This window comes from Vibrio sp. V43_P6S15P86, assembly GCF_009904725.1.
In the GTDB taxonomy this organism is placed as follows: Bacteria; Pseudomonadota; Gammaproteobacteria; order Enterobacterales; family Vibrionaceae; genus Vibrio; species Vibrio diabolicus.
In genome coordinates this window covers 1-16,932 of the sequence record NZ_WXWT01000063.1, presented here as the reverse complement: position 1 = coordinate 16,932, position 16,932 = coordinate 1, and the positions used below count along the sequence as shown (strand labels likewise).

Sequence of the window (16,932 nt, the reverse complement as noted above, 5' to 3'; positions counted from 1 at the left end):
ATTTATTTTTGCTCATTTACTTAAGGTATTAAAAAAGCCAGCTGAGCAGCTGGCTTTTAGTGTAAATGAAGTGTTTAAAATTCATTCATTTAATTAAACATTGAAGCGGAAGTGTACAACATCACCATCTTTTACGATGTAGTCTTTACCTTCTAGACGCCATTTACCTGCGTCTTTTGCGCCATTTTCACCATTGAATTGGATGAAATCGTCGTAACCGACTACTTCTGCACGAATAAAGCCTTTCTCGAAGTCAGTGTGGATCTTACCTGCCGCCTGAGGCGCAGTTGCACCAACAGGGATTGTCCACGCACGTACTTCTTTAACACCTGCCGTGAAGTAGGTGTGTAGAGTTAGTAGCTCGTAACCAGAGCGAATTACACGGTTCAGTCCCGGTTCTTCGATCCCCATATCCGCTAGGAATTCTTCGCGATCTTCATCTTCTAGTTCAGATAGTTCAGATTCGATAGCTGCACATACAGGTACAACGACGTTGTTTTCTTTTTCTGCGAACTCGCGAACCGCATCTAGATATGGGTTATTTTCGAAACCATCTTCGTTTACGTTTGCAATGTACATAGTTGGCTTCAGTGTAAGGAAGTTTAGGTAGCCGATTGCTGCTAACTCTTCTTTAGATAGCTCAACTGTGCGTGCCATGCCGCCTTCAGTTAGTACTGGTAACAGTTTTTCTAGTACTGTTAGTTCAAATTTTGCGTCTTTATCGCCGCCTTTTGCCTTCTTCGCGTTACGTTGAATCGCGCGCTCACAAGAATCAAGGTCAGCCATTGCAAGTTCAAGGTTGATCACTTCGATATCTTCGATAGGTGAAACTTTACCTGAAACATGAACAATGTTTTCGTTTTCAAAACAACGTACAACGTGGCCAATCGCGTCTGTTTCACGGATGTTAGCTAGGAATTTGTTACCTAAACCTTCACCACGTGATGCACCAGCAACAAGACCAGCGATGTCCACGAACTCCATCGTCGTTGGAAGAACTCTCTGTGGGTTAACGATCTTAGCTAGTGCGTCTAGACGTAGATCTGGCACAGGAACCACACCAGTGTTTGGTTCAATGGTACAGAACGGGAAGTTTGCTGCTTCGATACCCGCTTTAGTTAGTGCGTTGAACAGAGTTGATTTACCTACGTTAGGTAGACCAACGATGCCACATTTAAAACCCATGATAGTAACCTTATTCAGCTTTGAACGTGTGGAGGCGATTTTGTGCTTTAGATAGGCCATCCTTAATCAGGATATCTAGACAACGAACAGCCTCATCAGCTGCTGCATCTAAAAGCTCTTGCTCTTTAGCTGGCGCTTTACCTAATACAAAACCCGCCACTTTATCTTTGTGTCCCGGATGACCAATGCCAATGCGAAGACGATAAAAATCTTTGTTATTGCCCAGTTTGCTAATGGTGTCACGCAGACCGTTGTGTCCACCGTGACCCCCACCTTTTTTAAACTTAGCGACACCTGGCGGTAAGTCTAGCTCGTCATGAGCAACCATGATCTCTTCAGGTTTAATTTGATAAAATTTCGCAAGCGCTGCGATCGATTTACCTGATAGATTCATGAAGGTGGTTGGGATAAGCAAACGGAGATCCTGGCCATTGACCATAATGCGTCCTGTTAGACCAAAAAACTTTGGTTCGTTCTTCAGTGTAACGTTGTGAACGCGTGCTAACTCTTCTACAACCCAAGCGCCCGCATTGTGACGAGTTCTGGCGTATTCTGGTCCTGGATTAGCAAGACCAACAAGAAGTTTGATTTGTTGACTCAAGGTTAGGATCTCTCTGGAATCTCAAAAAGCGCAGTATGATAGCACAGAATTCTCACAGTGGGCGACCAAGGGATTTTCTGGTTATCAGTACAAATAAAAAAACACCCCAAAGAGGGGTGCTTTTGAAATCAGTGTAACTGAAATGTTCGGATTAGTTGAACATTGCAGAGATTGACTCTTCGTTGCTGATACGACGAATCGCTTCAGCCAACATGCGAGATAGGCTTAGTGTTGTCACTTTGCCTGTTGCAGCCATCTCTTTAGATAGAGAGATAGAGTCAGTTACGATAACTTGGTCAAGAACTGAGTTCTTGATGTTGTCCGCAGCGTTGCCTGAGAATACAGCGTGAGTAGCGTAAGCAAATACACGCTTAGCACCGCGCTCTTTTAGTGCTTCAGCTGCTTTACATAGTGTGCCACCTGTGTCGATCATGTCATCAACGATCACACAGTCACGACCTTCAACATCACCGATTAGGTTCATTACTTCAGAAACGTTTGCACGTGGACGACGCTTATCTACGATTGCGATGTCGATGTCGCCTAGTGCTTTTGCTGTTGCGCGAGCACGAACAACGCCACCTAGGTCAGGAGATACCACAACAGGGTTATCTAGACCGCGAGCCTGCATATCTTCAAGTAGCACTGGCGTGCCGAAGATGTTGTCTACAGGTACATCGAAGAAGCCTTGAATTTGCTCTGCGTGTAGGTCGATAGTTAGAACGCGGTCAACACCAACGTTAGATAGGAAATCAGCAACAACTTTTGCAGTAATTGGCACACGCGCAGAACGTACACGACGGTCTTGGCGAGCGTAGCCGAAGTAAGGGATAACTGCAGTGATACGGCCTGCTGAAGCACGGCGCATTGCATCAATCATAACAACCAATTCCATTAGGTTGTCGTTAGTCGGTGCACAAGTGGATTGAATGATGAAAACATCGCTACCACGAACATTCTCATTGATTTGAACTGCAACTTCGCCATCAGAAAAGCGAGAAACAGATGCATCACCAAGAGAGATGTAAAGACGATCAGCAATACGTTGGGCTAGTTCAGGTGTTGCGTTACCAGCAAATAGCTTCATATCAGGCACGGTGGAAACCTCGGGTTTGCGTCCAGTTTAAATAGGTCGGTGTGAGGCTGATTGGTATTCAGCCAAAGTCTCTTTTAATGGCGAAATATTGCGCCCTTGAGCGACAAATGCCGAGACTTTATCAGAGAGTTGTGCAAGGATAGTTTCTGCTTCAGATTTGCTCGAAAATTCAGCAAAAACGCAAGATCCTGTCCCCGTCAATCTTGACGGCGCGTATTGTAGCAGCCAAGAAAGTTGCTTATCAACCTCTGGGTAGAGCATTCGTACAATTTTTTCGCAATCGTTTACGCTTGGCGTATTTAAAAGTGTTTCTAGATCTCGTTTTGGGGTGTTTCGCGTTAGATCTGGATGACAAAAAACGTCGACGGTTGCGATAGAAACATTCGGTCTGACGACTAAATACCACTTTTCTTCTGGATAAGCGGGGGAGAGTTTCTCGCCAACACCTTCAGCGAAAGCTGCAAATCCGCGCACAAATACGGGCACGTCTGCGCCCAACTTTAAACCAATTTCAGCCAGTTCATCGTCAGTTAGATTCAGTTGCCACAAGTAGTTCAGTGCCACTAGTGCTGTAGCTGCATTCGATGAGCCCCCACCAATGCCCCCACCCATAGGCAGCACTTTCTGTAGCTCAATATGCGCGCCAAAAGGGCAGTTTGAGTAAGCTTGAAGCGCGGTTGCTGCTTTCCAAATTAAATTGTCTTGAAGAGGCACACCTTCTATATCTGGAGAAATCGTAATATCACCAGAATGGTTTGCTTGAATGGTGAGCTCATCGCCGTGATCGACGAATTGGAATAAGGTTTGTAACTCGTGGTAGCCATTTTCTGTGCGACCGTTGATGTATAGAAAGAGATTCAATTTCGCTGGTGATGGCCAGCGGGTTGAAAGTTCGATCATTGGGTGATGTTCCATTTTGTGATCACTAGATTTATTTTTACGTCAGCAGTGGTGAGTTTCAGTTTATTTGGCAGTGGTAGAGACTGCTCATGCCATTGAACGTCGCCATACCGTTGATAAGCAATACTCCAATCATTTAAACCAATTTGTTTGTTTAACGCTTGCAGTGTATTGGTTGGGGACAATTGGAATTTGTCGGCATCGGTCGGTAGGCCTAATAGCCAGTCAGGCATGTGTTCAACGGGCATCATTAACCCCGTAAGACGGTAAATTAGCTGGTTTGCACTGCGAGAGGAAAGGACCTGGTCGTCGTAAGTTTCTACTGTGGCACCTTGTGGTGTGATGGTGAGCTTTAATGCCGTTTGACCAAGAATCGTTGTTAAACGTAGTTGACTGAGTGCTGAAGAATGTTTCCAGTAGAAATTTAAATTTTGTCTTTGGTCTGGGCCAATATAACCAAGTTTTCCCGTTGCTTGAAAATCTTGGATGGCCTCGAGTCGTTGCTCATGAGCTTGCCATTCAACGCTGGTAACACTTTCAGGAACGGAGGAACAACCAGCGAGCAGTAAGCTCGACAAGAAAAAAAGAATAAAGGAGCGTAACGTCATGTTTGATGGCTTATTAATCAGTTTCGTCGGGAATCGCTCACAACTATAGCATTGAAAAGTCGCAGTTAGGAAAACAAATCCGGCTTACCCTTTCAATAAATGCGTGCTTACAGTAAAATTCTGGACCTATTTTATAACCTATCCCAGAGATACCACGTTAGATGTCCTTGCTTGCTATTGGAATCAATCACAATACAGCGTCTGTCGACTTGCGAGAGAAGGTGGCGTTTGGTCCGGATAAACTCGGCCCTGCACTCGAGCAACTTAGAGAGCACGAAGCGGTTAACGGCAGTGTGATTGTTTCAACCTGTAACCGAACTGAGTTGTACTGCGATGTTAAGCAAGGAGCGCGAAACAAGTTGATCGATTGGCTTGCTCAATTTCATCAAGTGAGCCGCGAAGATTTAATGCCGAGTTTGTATGTGCATGAAGAACAAGCTGCAATAAAGCATTTGATGCGCGTATCGTGCGGCCTTGACTCTCTGGTGTTGGGTGAGCCTCAAATTTTGGGGCAGGTAAAGCAAGCATTTTCTGACTCGCGAGATCATCAAGCCGTCGATGCTTCAATTGATAAACTGTTTCAAAAGACGTTCTCAGTCGCCAAGCGTGTGAGAACAGAAACAGATATCGGCGGTAATGCTGTGTCCGTGGCTTATGCCGCATGTACATTGGCAAAACATATTTTTGAGTCGTTATCTGATTCAACCGTGCTTTTGGTTGGTGCGGGAGAGACGATTGAACTGGTCGCAAAGCATTTAGCATCCAACGGCTGCACAAAAATGATTGTCGCGAACCGCACTAAAGAGCGTGCGCAAGGCTTAGCGGATCAATTTGGCGCAGAAGTGATCAGTTTGAACGAAATTCCTGAACATTTGGCGAAAGCGGATATCGTGATTAGCTCAACGGCGAGCCCATTGCCTATTATTGGCAAAGGTATGGTCGAAACGGCTCTGAAGCAGCGTCGACATCAACCTATCTTGTTAGTCGATATTGCGGTGCCGCGAGATGTAGAGTCGGAAGTCGGTGAACTGAACGACGCATATCTGTATTCTGTTGATGACTTGCAATCTATCATCGACAGCAACATTGAGCAGCGTAAAGTCGAAGCGATTCAAGCTGAAGCGATTGTTAGTGAAGAAAGCGCTGCGTTTATGACATGGTTGCGTTCACTGCAAGCCGTCGATAGTATTCGCGACTATCGCAAATCAGCCAACGAAATTCGTGAAGAGTTACTGAGCAAAAGTTTGCAATCTTTAGCGGCAGGCGCAGATCCGGAGAAAGTGCTGCGCGAGCTGAGTAATAAACTCACCAACAAACTGATTCACGCTCCAACTCGCGCATTGCAAAGTGCAGCAGAGCAAGGCGAACCAGCAAAATTAACGATTATCCGCCAAACACTTGGCTTGGATGATCTATAACTCACGCTTTTTATTAAGAAAACGACACTATGAAAGCCTCTATTCTGACTAAGCTAGAAACGCTAGTAGAACGTTACGAAGAAGTTCAACATCTTCTTGGTGATCCTGATGTTATTGGAGATCAGGACAAATTCCGTGCTCTATCAAGAGAGTACTCTCAGCTAGAAGAAGTAACCAAGTGCTTCCAAGCTTATCAACAAGCGCAAGAAGATCTTGTCGCCGCTGAAGAGATGGCAAACGAAGACGACGAAGAAATGCGTGAAATGGCGCAAGAAGAAATCAAAGAAGCGAAAGCGATTATTGAGCGTCTTACTGATGAGCTACAGATTCTTCTTCTGCCAAAAGATCCGAACGATGATCGTAACTGTTTCCTAGAAATTCGCGCAGGTGCGGGTGGCGACGAAGCGGGTATTTTCGCGGGTGACTTATTCCGTATGTACAGCAAGTACGCAGAAAAGCGTGGCTGGCGCATCGAAGTGATGTCTTCAAACGAAGCTGAACACGGTGGTTACAAAGAGATGATCGCAAAAGTGAGCGGCGACGGTGCGTACGGCGTACTGAAGTTTGAGTCTGGCGGTCACCGTGTACAGCGTGTTCCTGCAACTGAATCCCAAGGCCGTGTGCATACTTCTGCATGTACCGTAGCGGTGATGGCGGAAATCCCAGAGGCGGATCTGCCAGAAATCAAAGCAGCAGACCTGAAAATCGATACGTTCCGTGCATCTGGCGCGGGTGGTCAGCACGTTAACACCACGGATTCTGCAATCCGTATTACCCACTTACCAACGGGTACGGTGGTAGAGTGTCAGGACGAGCGTTCACAGCACAAGAACAAAGCGAAAGCGATGGCGGTTCTTGCTGCTCGTATCGTTCAAGCGGAAGAAGAGCGTCGTGCCGCAGAAGTGTCTGATACACGTCGTAACCTTCTAGGTTCTGGTGACCGTAGTGACCGTATTCGTACCTACAACTACCCACAAGGTCGTGTGTCTGATCACCGCATCAACCTGACCATCTACCGTTTGAACGAAGTGATGGAAGGTGACCTGCAGAGCTTGATTGATCCTGTGATTCAAGAGCACCAAGCAGACCAACTTGCGGCGCTCGCAGAGAACGGCTAATCGATGAGCCAAGTTCAATCGATTGAGCAAGCACTGAAAAGTGCGACGGCGAAACTGGCAGAAGGCGGCAAAGAGTCGCCTTCTCTCGATGCAGCTGTACTCCTCTGCCATGTCCTTGGCAAACCACGAACTTATCTACTGACCTGGCCAGAAAAAGCATTAGAAGTGGAGCAAAAATCTCAGTTTGACGCTCTACTTGAACGACGTTTAGCTGGCGAACCCGTCGCTTATATTATTGGTGAGCGAGAGTTTTGGTCTCTACCGTTCAAAGTTTCTCCCTCTACCTTGATCCCAAGACCGGATACAGAACGTTTGGTCGAAATTGCACTCGATAAGACCTATGAGCAAACAGGACCTATTTTAGATCTTGGAACGGGGACGGGGGCAATTGCTATCGCACTCGCATCTGAAATGCCAAAACGTCAAGTGATGGGCGTAGATCTCAAGCAAGAAGCGAAAGCACTTGCAGAGTACAATGCTGAGCAGCTAAACATCAAAAATGTGACCTTTGCTCAAGGCAGTTGGTTCGAGCCTATTGCAGAGGGTACGAAGTTTGCTTTAATTGTCTCCAATCCGCCGTATATTGATGAAAAAGATCCACATTTATCCCAAGGTGATGTGCGCTTTGAGCCAAAATCTGCATTAGTTGCTAAAGAGAATGGCTTAGCTGATATTCGTCATATCTCGGATCTTGCTCGTCAGTATCTTGAAGTAGGCGGTTGGCTGGCATTCGAACATGGTTATGATCAGGGTGATGCCGTACGTGAGATAATGCGTGGTTTTGGTTACCAACAAGTTGCCACGGAAAAAGATTATGGCGGTAACGACCGAGTAACACTTGGTTGCCTGGCCAGTTAATCATGGAAGTCAGCAAACACTAACTAAAAAGAGAAGAAAAATGTACGTAGCTCTAAAACACATACACTTAGTGACGATTGCGCTCAGCGCGACACTATTATCGATCCGATTCGTGTTAATGATGATGAACTCACCGAAGCGAAATAATCGCTTTTTGAAAGTGTTTCCCCACATCGTTGATACTGCATTGCTAGTGTCAGGTATCGCGCTTATTTTCATTACTGGTTTCATCCCGTTTACTGATGCCGCACCGTGGTTAACAAACAAAATCACCTGCGTACTGGCGTACATTGCACTCGGTTTCTTCTCGTTGAAGCTTGCGAAAAACAACCTACTGAAGATATTTGGCTTTTTCGGCGCATTAGGTTGGTTAGTCATGGCTGCAAACATTGCTGTGTCTAAGAGCCCTACGTTATTTGGATAAGACGTCATGTTAGAGTTTTTTGACGAAGATTTTGACAATATACCGTTGGTGGAAGGTGCGCTTGAGCTAAACAAAGCGATTAACCCAGAAACCAAAGTACATTGGGCGAAACAAGAGTTAGAGCGTCTTTACAAAGATGCAGAAGCCACGCTTGTTCATGAAACCGATGAAGAGCAACGATTTGATGCATTCCTACGACTGTTTTTCCATGAGTGGGGGTTCAAAGGCGACGAGCAGGAATACTTTATTTCGGACAACAGCTTTATCGATAAAGTGTTGGAGCGCCGAAAAGGTATCCCGGTTAGTTTAGGTTCGATTTTATTATATCTAGGTAAAAAGCTGGGTTTCCCGTTGAAGGGAGTCACTTTTCCTACTCAGTTCCTACTAAAAGTCGATTGGATGCATAAAAAGCCAGACTACATTAACCCATTTAATGGTGAGTATGTGGGGGAAAGAATCCTCCAAGCTTGGCTTATTGGCCAAGAAGGACCGTTGGCTCAGTTAAAGCCAGAACACTTTGAAGAAGCTGACAATCCAACCATTATTGGTCGCTGGTTAGCGTTGATCAAAAGCGCGATGTTACGTGAAGAGCACTACACGCTGGCGTTGCGTTGTACGAACCTTGCGTTAACCTTTGTGCCAGATGACCCATACGAGATTCGTGACCGTGGTTTTATCTTCCAACAGCTAGAGTGCCCTCAAGTGGCGGTGTCAGATTTTCAATACTTTATTGACCAATGCCCTGACGATCCGGCTTCTGAGCTACTAAAATCACAAGTTAATGTGATGAGTGAAACGCACGTCACACTTCACTAATTTTATCGATGTGCCGAACTGTGGCGTATCGTGGACAGAAAAAGAGAATCAAAATGGAACAGAAAATCGTTAATATCGGCGACATTCAGGTTGCTAACGACAAGCCATTCACCCTATTTGCAGGTATGAACGTTCTTGAGTCTCGTGATCTTGCGATGCAGATCTGTGAGCACTACGTAAAAGTAACGGAAAAACTTGGCATTCCTTACGTATTTAAGGCGTCGTTTGACAAAGCAAATCGCAGTTCTGTTCATTCATACCGTGGCCCAGGCCTTGAAGAGGGTATGAAAATCTTCCAAGAGCTAAAAGACACATTTGGTGTGAAGATCATCACTGACGTTCACACTGAAGCGCAAGCTCAACCTGTCGCTGACGTGGTAGACGTTATTCAGCTTCCTGCATTCCTAGCTCGTCAAACTGACCTTGTTGAAGCAATGGCAAAAACAGGTGCGGTTATCAACGTGAAGAAACCTCAATTTATGAGCCCAGGTCAAGTGGGTAACATCGTTGAGAAGTTCGCGGAATGCGGTAACGACAAGATTATCCTATGTGAGCGCGGCTCTTGCCACGGTTACGATAACCTAGTCGTAGACATGCTTGGCTTTGGTGTGATGAAAAATGCGTCGAAAGGCAGCCCAATCATCTTTGACGTAACGCACTCACTACAGATGCGTGATCCGTCAGGTGCGGCGTCTGGCGGTCGTCGTGAGCAGACAGTTGAACTTGCGAAAGCGGGTCTAGCAACAGGCATTGCAGGTCTATTTATCGAGGCGCATCCAAACCCAGATCAAGCACGCTGTGATGGCCCATCTGCACTGCCGCTAGACAAGTTAGAACCGTTCCTAGCGCAAATGAAATCTCTTGATGATCTGATCAAGAGCTTTGCAGATATCGATATCAAGTAAACGCCAGATGACTGGTGATCAAATGCAATAGCCAACCTCGTGTTGGCTATTTTTTTATCAGATGGCGCATCATTCTCAGTTTCTTGCTGTAAAGGCTCTAGGCCGCTGGGAATGTGCATCAGTGACTCCCAATAAGAAAAAAGGTAAATAAATGAAGCAGCGTCTGATTATTAAAACTGCGTTGAGTGCCGCTATTTTGGCCCCGTTAGCTGGGTGTGCTACGCAACCTGCACCAGAATGGAATGCCGATACAACCTATAAATTGACCGTGCTACACACTAACGATCATCACGGTCGTTTTTGGCAAAATCGATACGGCGAGTACGGTATGGCGGCACGTAAAACGTTAATAGATGATTTGCGTGAAGAAATACAAGCAGAGGGGGGCAGTGTGTTACTGCTTTCTGGTGGTGACATCAACACTGGAGTACCTGAGTCTGATTTACAAGATGCCGAGCCAGATTTTAAAGGCATGAGCAAAATTGGTTACGATGCGATGGCGCTAGGTAATCATGAGTTTGATAATCCATTGGATGTGCTTTTCAAGCAGCAAGAGTGGGCAAGTTTTCCGATGTTGTCTGCCAATATTTACGATAAAAATACTGGCAAGCGCCTATTCCAACCGTACGCGATGTTTAACAAACAGGGTATTAAGATTGCAGTAATTGGTCTTACAACCGAAGATACAGCGAAACTTGGCAACCCTGAATTCATTGAACAAATTGACTTCCGTGACCCAAAAGAAGAAGCCAAGAATCTAATTGCTGAGCTGAAAGAAACAGAGTACCCAGACCTTATTTTTGCTGTCACACATATGGGACACTATGAGAATGGCAATAGAGGCATCAATGCACCTGGTGATGTAGCGTTAGCTCGTTATTTGAATGAAGGTGATCTGGATATGATTGTCGGTGGTCACTCACAAGAGCCGGTTTGTATGGAAGGTCCAAACGTCATCAAAAAGAGCTTTCAACCGGGTGATGAATGTCAGCCTGATCAACAAAATGGTGCTTATATTGTTCAGGCACATGAGTGGGGGAAATATGTGGGACGCGCCGATTACGAGTTTCGTAATGGTGAACTCTCGATGGTGAGCTACGATCTGATCCCAGTAAACTTGAAAAAGAAAATTAAAGTTGATGGTCAGTCGCAACGAGTTTTGATCCAAGAAGAGATTGAACAAGACGAAGCGATGCTTGAGTTTCTTCGTCCTTATCAAGAAAAAGGTCAGGGCAAGCTAAACGTGAAGATTGCAGAATCTAACGGTAAGCTTGAGGGTGACCGCAGTGTGGTTCGTTACCAGCAAACAAACTTAGGTCGATTAATTGCAACGGCTCATATGGAACGTGCAAAAGCAGATTTCGCCGTAATGAATTCTGGCGGCGTTCGCGATTCGATTGCAGCAGGTGACATTACCTACAAAGATGTGCTGACTGTTCAGCCATTTGGCAATATGGTCTCTTACGTTGATATGACGGGCAAAGAAGTATTGGATTACCTAAATGTCGTTGCAACTAAGCCTGTCGACTCTGGAGCTTATGCGCAGTTTGCGGGTATTGCGATGAGTATCAATAATGGTGAGGTAACCAATGTGTTCATTGGGAATAAGCAACTTCGCTTAGATGGTAATTACCGCTTTACCGTACCAAGCTATAATGCTGCTGGCGGTGATGGTTACCCTAAAATCGACGATCATCCAGGGTATGTAAATACAGGTTTTACCGATGCTGAGGTTTTGAAGGATTATTTAGAAACACACAGCCCTATTGATGTTAATGAGTATGCCCCTTCAGGTGAAATCACGTATTTAGTTGATACGGCGATTGATCAGTAACCCAACAGAGAAAAAGCGATTGACTCAAACTCGCTGATATCATTAACTAAAAGCGCAGATCCAATTCAATCTGCGCTTTTTGTTTTTATGAGGAGAATCTTGATGACTCCGGCCATTAATCTTGCGAAAAAGAAAAAAATCCCACACACGATTCATCAGTATGAGCACGACCCTAGAGCCGATAGTTATGGCTTGGAGGCTGCTGAAGTATTGGGGCAGGATCCGAAAACAGTATTTAAAACCTTGCTGTTCTGCTTGAACGGCGAGCCAAAGAACCTTGCGGTTGCGATTATCCCTGTTGATCAAAAGCTGAACCTAAAACTGGCAGCGAAAGCAGCGAAGGGCAAAAAGGCCGATATGGCTGATCCGGAAATCGCGCAAAAGACCACAGGTTATGTTGTTGGTGGGATTAGCCCACTGGGGCAGAAGAAAGCTTTACCTACTTTTTTGCACGAAAGCGCAGCAGAGCAAGACACCATCTGTGTGAGTGCAGGTAAACGTGGTTTAGAAATCGAGTTAGCCCCGAGAGATTTGCTGAGCTTAACTCGCGGTCAGTTTGCACCTCTTTGTTTGTAAACTCATGACAAATAAAAAGGACGCTCATGAGCGTCCTTTTTTGATCTTGCCTGTCAGAGAAGCGTTACTTACTTCTTCAGACTCAATGTACCACCGGTGCGTTTAGCTGGTTTGCTTGGCTTCGCGGCATTTGGGTTCATGTAATGCTGCTTAGGCTTACTCGGTGATTGAGGCTTGTTTGCTGAGTGCTTATTGCTCGATGCATCTGGTTTACGGTGCGATTTTCCATGCTCGCCTTGCGGTCTGCTACGTTCACCTTGTGGTTTCACTTTGTAATGTTCTTTAGCTGGACGTCCGCCTTCATCGTCACGCTGACGACGCTTTTGTTGACCTTTTTTCGAGTTTGGTGCATGACGGAATTCATCAGCATTGTTACCACGGAAAGTTTTTGTCTTCTGGTTACGACGAGCAGTAGAGTCTTGATTTTCTTCACGGCTATCAAACAGCTTCGCATCAGTCGCTTTACGAATATTACGACCTCTAGAGTCTGTTTTTGATGCCTCTTCTGTACCCACCGAACCATCGCACATAGCAAGAATCTCAGCGACTTCATCGTCAGTTAAGTAACGCCATTTTCCGTTCGGAATACCGTCAAGAGATATATTCATGATTCGAACACGACGAAGCTTAAAGACTTCGTAACCTAGTGCTTCACACATACGACGGATTTGGCGGTTAAGTCCTTGAGTGAGCACAATACGGAAAGAGAACTTAGTCTCTTTCGTTACCTTACAAGGTAGAGTGACGGTATCGAGAATTTTAACGCCGCTCGACATCTGTTTGAGAAACTCACCTGTAATCGGTTTGTCCACGCGCACAACGTACTCTTTTTCGTGGCTGTTGCCAGCACGAAGGATTTTGTTGACGATATCGCCATCGTTGGTCAAAAAAATCAGACCATCAGAGGGTTTATCCAAGCGGCCGATCGGAAAGATACGTTTTTTGTGACCGATAAAATCAACGATGTTCCCGGGTACATCTCGTTCTGTTGTACAGGTGATGCCTGTTGGTTTATTGAGAGCGATATAAATCGGCTTCTCTTTTGCTGCAACAGGCTTACCGTCTACACAAACATCATCACCAGGTAGCACTTTTGTTCCCATTTCAGGCTTGTTTCCATTAATGGTGACACGACCTTGTTCAATCAGTCTGTCTGCCTCACGGCGTGAACAAAAGCCAGTTTCACTGATGAATTTATTTAATCGTTTAGCGTTGTCTTGTGACATTTTTGTCTCCTAACGTTTCACAACGGCGAATGAAGTTTCCTTCCCGTGAAAGGGAAGGAAGAATAAGGGCGGGCATTCTAGCATTAGGGTGAAATTTAGCCCAACCGTTTTTGGTGACGTTCGCGAGTTTCTAATTTCTTTTCCGCACTTTTTCTCAGTAGAACGTAAACGGCTCCGGTTCCGCCGTGAAAGCGTTGCGCACTATGCACGCACTGAACTTCCCTGATTTGTTGTAGCCAGCTGCTAACAAAGCTTTTCATTAGTGCTGGTGGATTTGAGCGTTCTCCTCGGCCGTGGACAATAACGACCGTTCGTATGTCCATTGATAGGCACTGTTTTAAAAACTTTACGACTTCATCACGAGCTTCTTTCAATGTTTTACGATGCAGATCTAGGCGTGCTTGGATTGGATATTTGCCAAGACGAAGCTTCCGGTAAACCCCGTCTTGTACGCCATCACGTTTAAATTCAACAAAGTCCTCTGGTTTCAGCATTTCTGCGTGATCAAGTGACAGGTATTCTGGGTCATCTTCTGTTAGCCAGATTGCCGCTTCTCTCTTGGCGAGCTGCGCTTCGGTTACTTGGTGTACTTTTTTGTGTTCGGCGGTGTCTTGAGTGATCGGCTTTACATCGCCCATCATCTGTTGGAACAGATCAAAATCGTCATCGTGAGACATAGTAGTAATCTCATTAAGAACAGGGAGGAATAATAGGATTATATCAATGAGTGGTGCATTGAGATCAAATAAAAAACCGGAGTAGGCAAGTAACCGACTCCGGTGCAAAGCGTTTCTAGAGCTAAGCGAGATCTAGTGAGGAGATTTGTCGTTCATGATCTTGTATATGAAGAAACCGCCGTAAAATAACATCAGACCAATTGCCCCAAAGATTACTATCATTGACGATAGACCCACTGCATTACCAAATAGGAGATCAAGCCAAAAGTCCATACGTTTCCTCCAAGATGTTCCCGACAGGCATAAAACTAAATGGCAGTGCCTTGTTGCACACTGATCTGGATCAATTATGTTGCTAAGGTTAATAAACTGTATTTTGTTGTGAGTTATCAGTCACATTTTACGTGCTAGTGTTCAGTTATTCATCAAACGAATTAAGACCTAAGGTTTTTTTGTAAAAAGCACTTGCGTCACAGTTCAGAATCCGTAATATACGCATTCGTTGACGGGGACAAGTCCTCAGTTAAACATCTCGGTGAATAGCGCAGTTTGGTAGCGCATCTGGTTTGGGACCAGAGGGTCGGGGGTTCGAATCCCTCTTCACCGACCATATTGAGAAAAAGGCTCTACAGAAATGTAGAGCCTTTTTCGTATTTGGTGATATTTATTTGGAGCCAGAGGGTCGGGGTCTGGAATGCCAGTCCAATCGAATCCCTACTTCACCGACCACTTTTAGAAAGCCTGCTCAATGAGCAGGTTTTCGTCGTTTTTAGCGCTAGTAATTTTAGACTTCAATAGTATCGAGCCAAATGGGTTCACCTGACGCTAGAATATGGCACTTCACCGACACGTATTGAGAGGAAGGCTCTACAGAGATGTAGAGCCTTTTCATTTTTTAGAGCGAGTAAATTTATTACTTGATGTCACACGAGATAGTGCTGATAGGGGTTTCAGACGTTGTGAAGCAAACATAAGCGGTCTTTGGATGGTTTGGACCAACTTTGATGTAACCTGCTTTTAGTTCGTCTTCATCAAACGTGACGGAGTGAGATTTGCTCGAGCTTCCATCAAAGTAAACAGCTTCAAAGCCTTGATTCATCATATGTGCGACGCGATTTCGGGTATGGTTAGTGGAAAAAGTGATGTTCGCACAACGCATCATTGGCTTTTCGGTAATAAGAAACTGGCCACTCTCTTTATCTAATAGCCCGCCTTTTGCTTCCGGGGTTATATCAATAGCTTGAAAATTTTCTACGTTACATGACGGTTTAGCATAAGCAAGCGATGAAGTGAGCATCATACTGCTCACGCATAGGAATAAAGCTTTAAATTTCATATGAGTTATTATGTATCCACATAGGTTAGAGTCGTTTTAGCAGAGGAGTAAACCATTGTCAGTGATCGTGTTAGCGTGATGCCTTGCTATTCGTCATTGATGAGGCCGGCTGTCTTCAAATAAATTTCTAAATATGGCACCTAGCTTGGCGGGTTTTACCGAGTGGTTTTATGTCAAAGCCCCTTTTTTTAAGCAGCTCAATCAGATTATCTTTACCAACTAAATGCAAACTGCCGACAACAACGGTATAGCGACCCGAACGTTGAGGTAGGACACTGCCAGTATCAAGTTTTTTTGCCCAATCTCGATTACGCTCGTATAAGAAAGCCTGATTAAAATCTTCTGTTGCTTGATCGGTTAATGATGCCTCGAACAACATACTACCATCACCGCTCTTCCAGCTTTCTATCAAACACTGAACCAATTCTTCCCCACCGTCATATTCTTCAATTGACGAGAGGAGCATCTCTTTACCGCCTTCTGATTGACCTGCTATTAAATCAATTTGGAATTGCACGGACTCCAGTGGAATGACCGGGATTTGTTTTTTATCAGCGAGTCCTATTAAGTGCATGTCGACCCCTTTATCAGAGACATACCCCAGTTTGTTGACTAAAGCGAGTTGGATGGTTAATGCAGCCGTCCATGGTGGAGAATTCAAAAGTTGAGTTTCTGGCAACCCTAAATCTTGTGCTATCTCGACTAAGTGGCGACGTTGAGCCTTGCCTAAAACATCTTTAGAGAGAATGGTTGTTTGTGGGTAAACCAAGCCTTCAGAATTTCTGACATCTGCTTCGATAATCAACCCAGCGCTTTGGCTTAAGTGCTGAGTAATAGTTTTAGGGAGTGGGTACATCGTTTTATCGCCCACATGCACAGAGCCAATGATCATCAGCTCAGTTTCCCCTTTTTTTGCTAACCAATGTTGCGGTTCTGCATAAGAGGAAAAGGGAGCAAAGGCAACAAGTAGGGATGATATGAGTGTCAAGAGACGAAACATAGAATGGTCCTCAGGTAAGATACCTTTAAACTTTATACGCAAAAATGCTTGAGGTTAAGTGCAATTTCTCTAGTGGGGATATTCGACAAAATCGTCATTTCTAAAAATATTGACGAGTTTTGACGACGAATAAATGAGAGTCACTTCACGAAAGATAAATAGGTAATTCGCTTACTAATGGTTCACAAAATAATTAGGCGTGATCCAAATCTTACAAAATCAGTCGTAACTCATGAATATGAGTGACCTAGATCGCAGCAAACTCGTCAAAACAAGTTATTCGATTTTGACGTAGCTTGTAACTCCATGAAAGTTAAGTTTTTATGGTTTTTGCTGAGTATCATTTTTTGAACT

Annotated in this window: 18 protein-coding genes and 1 tRNA gene; 9 read left to right on the top strand and 10 right to left on the bottom strand. The window is 44.8% G+C overall.

The annotated features are described in order from the left end of the window. Positions 1–93 precede the first annotated feature (93 nt). The 5 genes from ychF to lolB all read right to left on the bottom strand — a co-directional run bounded on the left by ychF (position 94) and on the right by lolB (position 4,390). A complete protein-coding gene (ychF, locus tag CAG69_RS02935) occupies positions 94–1,185 on the bottom strand; it encodes a redox-regulated ATPase YchF (protein ID WP_005393178.1) in 1,092 nt (363 codons plus the stop codon). Between the two features lie 10 nt (positions 1,186–1,195). After that, a complete protein-coding gene (gene pth / locus CAG69_RS02930; protein WP_005384112.1) occupies positions 1,196–1,786 on the bottom strand; it encodes an aminoacyl-tRNA hydrolase in 591 nt (196 codons plus the stop codon). 151 nt (positions 1,787–1,937) lie between these two features. Continuing rightward, a complete protein-coding gene (locus tag CAG69_RS02925) occupies positions 1,938–2,882 on the bottom strand; it encodes a ribose-phosphate pyrophosphokinase (protein WP_005393176.1) in 945 nt (314 codons plus the stop codon). 27 nt (positions 2,883–2,909) lie between these two features. Then, positions 2,910–3,782, bottom strand: a complete 873-nt coding sequence (gene ispE / locus CAG69_RS02920) for a 4-(cytidine 5'-diphospho)-2-C-methyl-D-erythritol kinase (RefSeq protein ID WP_042524125.1) — start codon at positions 3,780–3,782, stop codon at positions 2,910–2,912. After that, the gene (lolB, locus tag CAG69_RS02915) at positions 3,779–4,390 is read right to left on the bottom strand and encodes a lipoprotein insertase outer membrane protein LolB (RefSeq protein WP_053807691.1); all 612 of its coding nucleotides are present in this window, start codon (positions 4,388–4,390) and stop codon (positions 3,779–3,781) included. Before lolB ends, ispE begins: the two co-directional genes overlap by 4 nt. Before the next feature lie 161 nt (positions 4,391–4,551). On the opposite strand from lolB, the gene hemA reads away from it, so the two are divergent. The 8 genes from hemA to ybaK all read left to right on the top strand — a co-directional run bounded on the left by hemA (position 4,552) and on the right by ybaK (position 12,339). Next, the gene (hemA, locus tag CAG69_RS02910; RefSeq protein ID WP_005384104.1) at positions 4,552–5,808 is read left to right on the top strand and encodes a glutamyl-tRNA reductase; all 1,257 of its coding nucleotides are present in this window, start codon (positions 4,552–4,554) and stop codon (positions 5,806–5,808) included. 29 nt (positions 5,809–5,837) lie between these two features. Next, positions 5,838–6,926 (top strand): peptide chain release factor 1, encoded by a 1,089-nt coding sequence (gene prfA / locus CAG69_RS02905; RefSeq protein ID WP_161442643.1) that lies wholly within the window; start codon positions 5,838–5,840, stop codon positions 6,924–6,926. Positions 6,927–6,929: 3 nt separating this feature from the next. Next, positions 6,930–7,784: a peptide chain release factor N(5)-glutamine methyltransferase gene (prmC, locus tag CAG69_RS02900; RefSeq protein WP_047009558.1), complete on the top strand. Its 855-nt coding sequence runs from the start codon at positions 6,930–6,932 to the stop codon at positions 7,782–7,784. A gap of 40 nt (positions 7,785–7,824) precedes the next feature. Next, positions 7,825–8,208: a SirB2 family protein gene (locus CAG69_RS02895; RefSeq protein WP_005382225.1), complete on the top strand. Its 384-nt coding sequence runs from the start codon at positions 7,825–7,827 to the stop codon at positions 8,206–8,208. Between the two features lie 6 nt (positions 8,209–8,214). Then, a complete protein-coding gene (locus CAG69_RS02890; protein WP_005384098.1) occupies positions 8,215–9,024 on the top strand; it encodes a SirB1 family protein in 810 nt (269 codons plus the stop codon). Between the two features lie 53 nt (positions 9,025–9,077). Beyond that, positions 9,078–9,929 (top strand): 3-deoxy-8-phosphooctulonate synthase, encoded by an 852-nt coding sequence (gene kdsA / locus CAG69_RS02885; protein ID WP_005384095.1) that lies wholly within the window; start codon positions 9,078–9,080, stop codon positions 9,927–9,929. Positions 9,930–10,080: 151 nt separating this feature from the next. Beyond that, complete coding sequence (ushA, locus tag CAG69_RS02880; protein ID WP_161442641.1) at positions 10,081–11,763, top strand: bifunctional UDP-sugar hydrolase/5'-nucleotidase UshA; 1,683 nt, start codon at positions 10,081–10,083, stop codon at positions 11,761–11,763. A gap of 102 nt (positions 11,764–11,865) precedes the next feature. Then, on the top strand, positions 11,866–12,339 hold the full coding sequence (ybaK, locus tag CAG69_RS02875) for a Cys-tRNA(Pro) deacylase (protein ID WP_005382231.1): 474 nt from the start codon (positions 11,866–11,868) through the stop codon (positions 12,337–12,339). Between the two features lie 68 nt (positions 12,340–12,407). Here ybaK and rluF read toward each other — a convergent pair whose 3' ends face one another. The 3 genes from rluF to CAG69_RS02860 form a co-directional block, all read right to left on the bottom strand. Beyond that, positions 12,408–13,565: a 23S rRNA pseudouridine(2604) synthase RluF gene (gene rluF, locus CAG69_RS02870; protein ID WP_161442639.1), complete on the bottom strand. Its 1,158-nt coding sequence runs from the start codon at positions 13,563–13,565 to the stop codon at positions 12,408–12,410. Between the two features lie 95 nt (positions 13,566–13,660). Continuing rightward, on the bottom strand, positions 13,661–14,242 hold the full coding sequence (gene smrA, locus CAG69_RS02865) for a DNA endonuclease SmrA (RefSeq protein WP_005393162.1): 582 nt from the start codon (positions 14,240–14,242) through the stop codon (positions 13,661–13,663). Positions 14,243–14,374: 132 nt separating this feature from the next. Continuing rightward, complete coding sequence (locus tag CAG69_RS02860) at positions 14,375–14,515, bottom strand: DUF3149 domain-containing protein (protein WP_005382236.1); 141 nt, start codon at positions 14,513–14,515, stop codon at positions 14,375–14,377. 260 nt (positions 14,516–14,775) lie between these two features. Between CAG69_RS02860 and CAG69_RS02855 the strand changes: the two genes are divergently transcribed. Beyond that, positions 14,776–14,852 (top strand) — tRNA-Pro (locus CAG69_RS02855). A 303-nt stretch (positions 14,853–15,155) separates the two neighbouring features. Here CAG69_RS02855 and CAG69_RS02850 read toward each other — a convergent pair. Further along, positions 15,156–15,578 (bottom strand): hypothetical protein, encoded by a 423-nt coding sequence (locus CAG69_RS02850; protein ID WP_046874287.1) that lies wholly within the window; start codon positions 15,576–15,578, stop codon positions 15,156–15,158. Between the two features lie 127 nt (positions 15,579–15,705). Further along, positions 15,706–16,578, bottom strand: coding sequence for a TraB/GumN family protein (locus tag CAG69_RS02845; RefSeq protein WP_161442637.1), 873 nt, complete (start codon positions 16,576–16,578; stop codon positions 15,706–15,708). Positions 16,579–16,932 lie beyond the last annotated feature (354 nt).

Excerpts from the sequence above, each read along its gene's own strand:
- CAG69_RS02860 (WP_005382236.1), bottom strand. The coding sequence starts at position 14,515 with ATGGACTTTTGGCTTGATCTCCTATTTGGTAATGCAGTGGGTCTATCG.
- ushA (WP_161442641.1), top strand. The coding sequence starts at position 10,081 with ATGAAGCAGCGTCTGATTATTAAAACTGCGTTGAGTGCCGCTATTTTG.
- hemA (WP_005384104.1), top strand. The coding sequence starts at position 4,552 with ATGTCCTTGCTTGCTATTGGAATCAATCACAATACAGCGTCTGTCGAC.
- prmC (WP_047009558.1), top strand. The coding sequence starts at position 6,930 with ATGAGCCAAGTTCAATCGATTGAGCAAGCACTGAAAAGTGCGACGGCG.
- prfA (WP_161442643.1), top strand. The coding sequence starts at position 5,838 with ATGAAAGCCTCTATTCTGACTAAGCTAGAAACGCTAGTAGAACGTTAC.
- rluF (WP_161442639.1), bottom strand. The coding sequence starts at position 13,565 with ATGTCACAAGACAACGCTAAACGATTAAATAAATTCATCAGTGAAACT.
- ybaK (WP_005382231.1), top strand. The coding sequence starts at position 11,866 with ATGACTCCGGCCATTAATCTTGCGAAAAAGAAAAAAATCCCACACACG.
- CAG69_RS02845 (WP_161442637.1), bottom strand. The coding sequence starts at position 16,578 with ATGTTTCGTCTCTTGACACTCATATCATCCCTACTTGTTGCCTTTGCT.
- CAG69_RS02890 (WP_005384098.1), top strand. The coding sequence starts at position 8,215 with ATGTTAGAGTTTTTTGACGAAGATTTTGACAATATACCGTTGGTGGAA.
- CAG69_RS02895 (WP_005382225.1), top strand. The coding sequence starts at position 7,825 with ATGTACGTAGCTCTAAAACACATACACTTAGTGACGATTGCGCTCAGC.
- ispE (WP_042524125.1), bottom strand. The coding sequence starts at position 3,782 with ATGATCGAACTTTCAACCCGCTGGCCATCACCAGCGAAATTGAATCTC.
- kdsA (WP_005384095.1), top strand. The coding sequence starts at position 9,078 with ATGGAACAGAAAATCGTTAATATCGGCGACATTCAGGTTGCTAACGAC.
- CAG69_RS02850 (WP_046874287.1), bottom strand. The coding sequence starts at position 15,578 with ATGAAATTTAAAGCTTTATTCCTATGCGTGAGCAGTATGATGCTCACT.
- ychF (WP_005393178.1), bottom strand. The coding sequence starts at position 1,185 with ATGGGTTTTAAATGTGGCATCGTTGGTCTACCTAACGTAGGTAAATCA.
- lolB (WP_053807691.1), bottom strand. The coding sequence starts at position 4,390 with ATGACGTTACGCTCCTTTATTCTTTTTTTCTTGTCGAGCTTACTGCTC.
- smrA (WP_005393162.1), bottom strand. The coding sequence starts at position 14,242 with ATGTCTCACGATGACGATTTTGATCTGTTCCAACAGATGATGGGCGAT.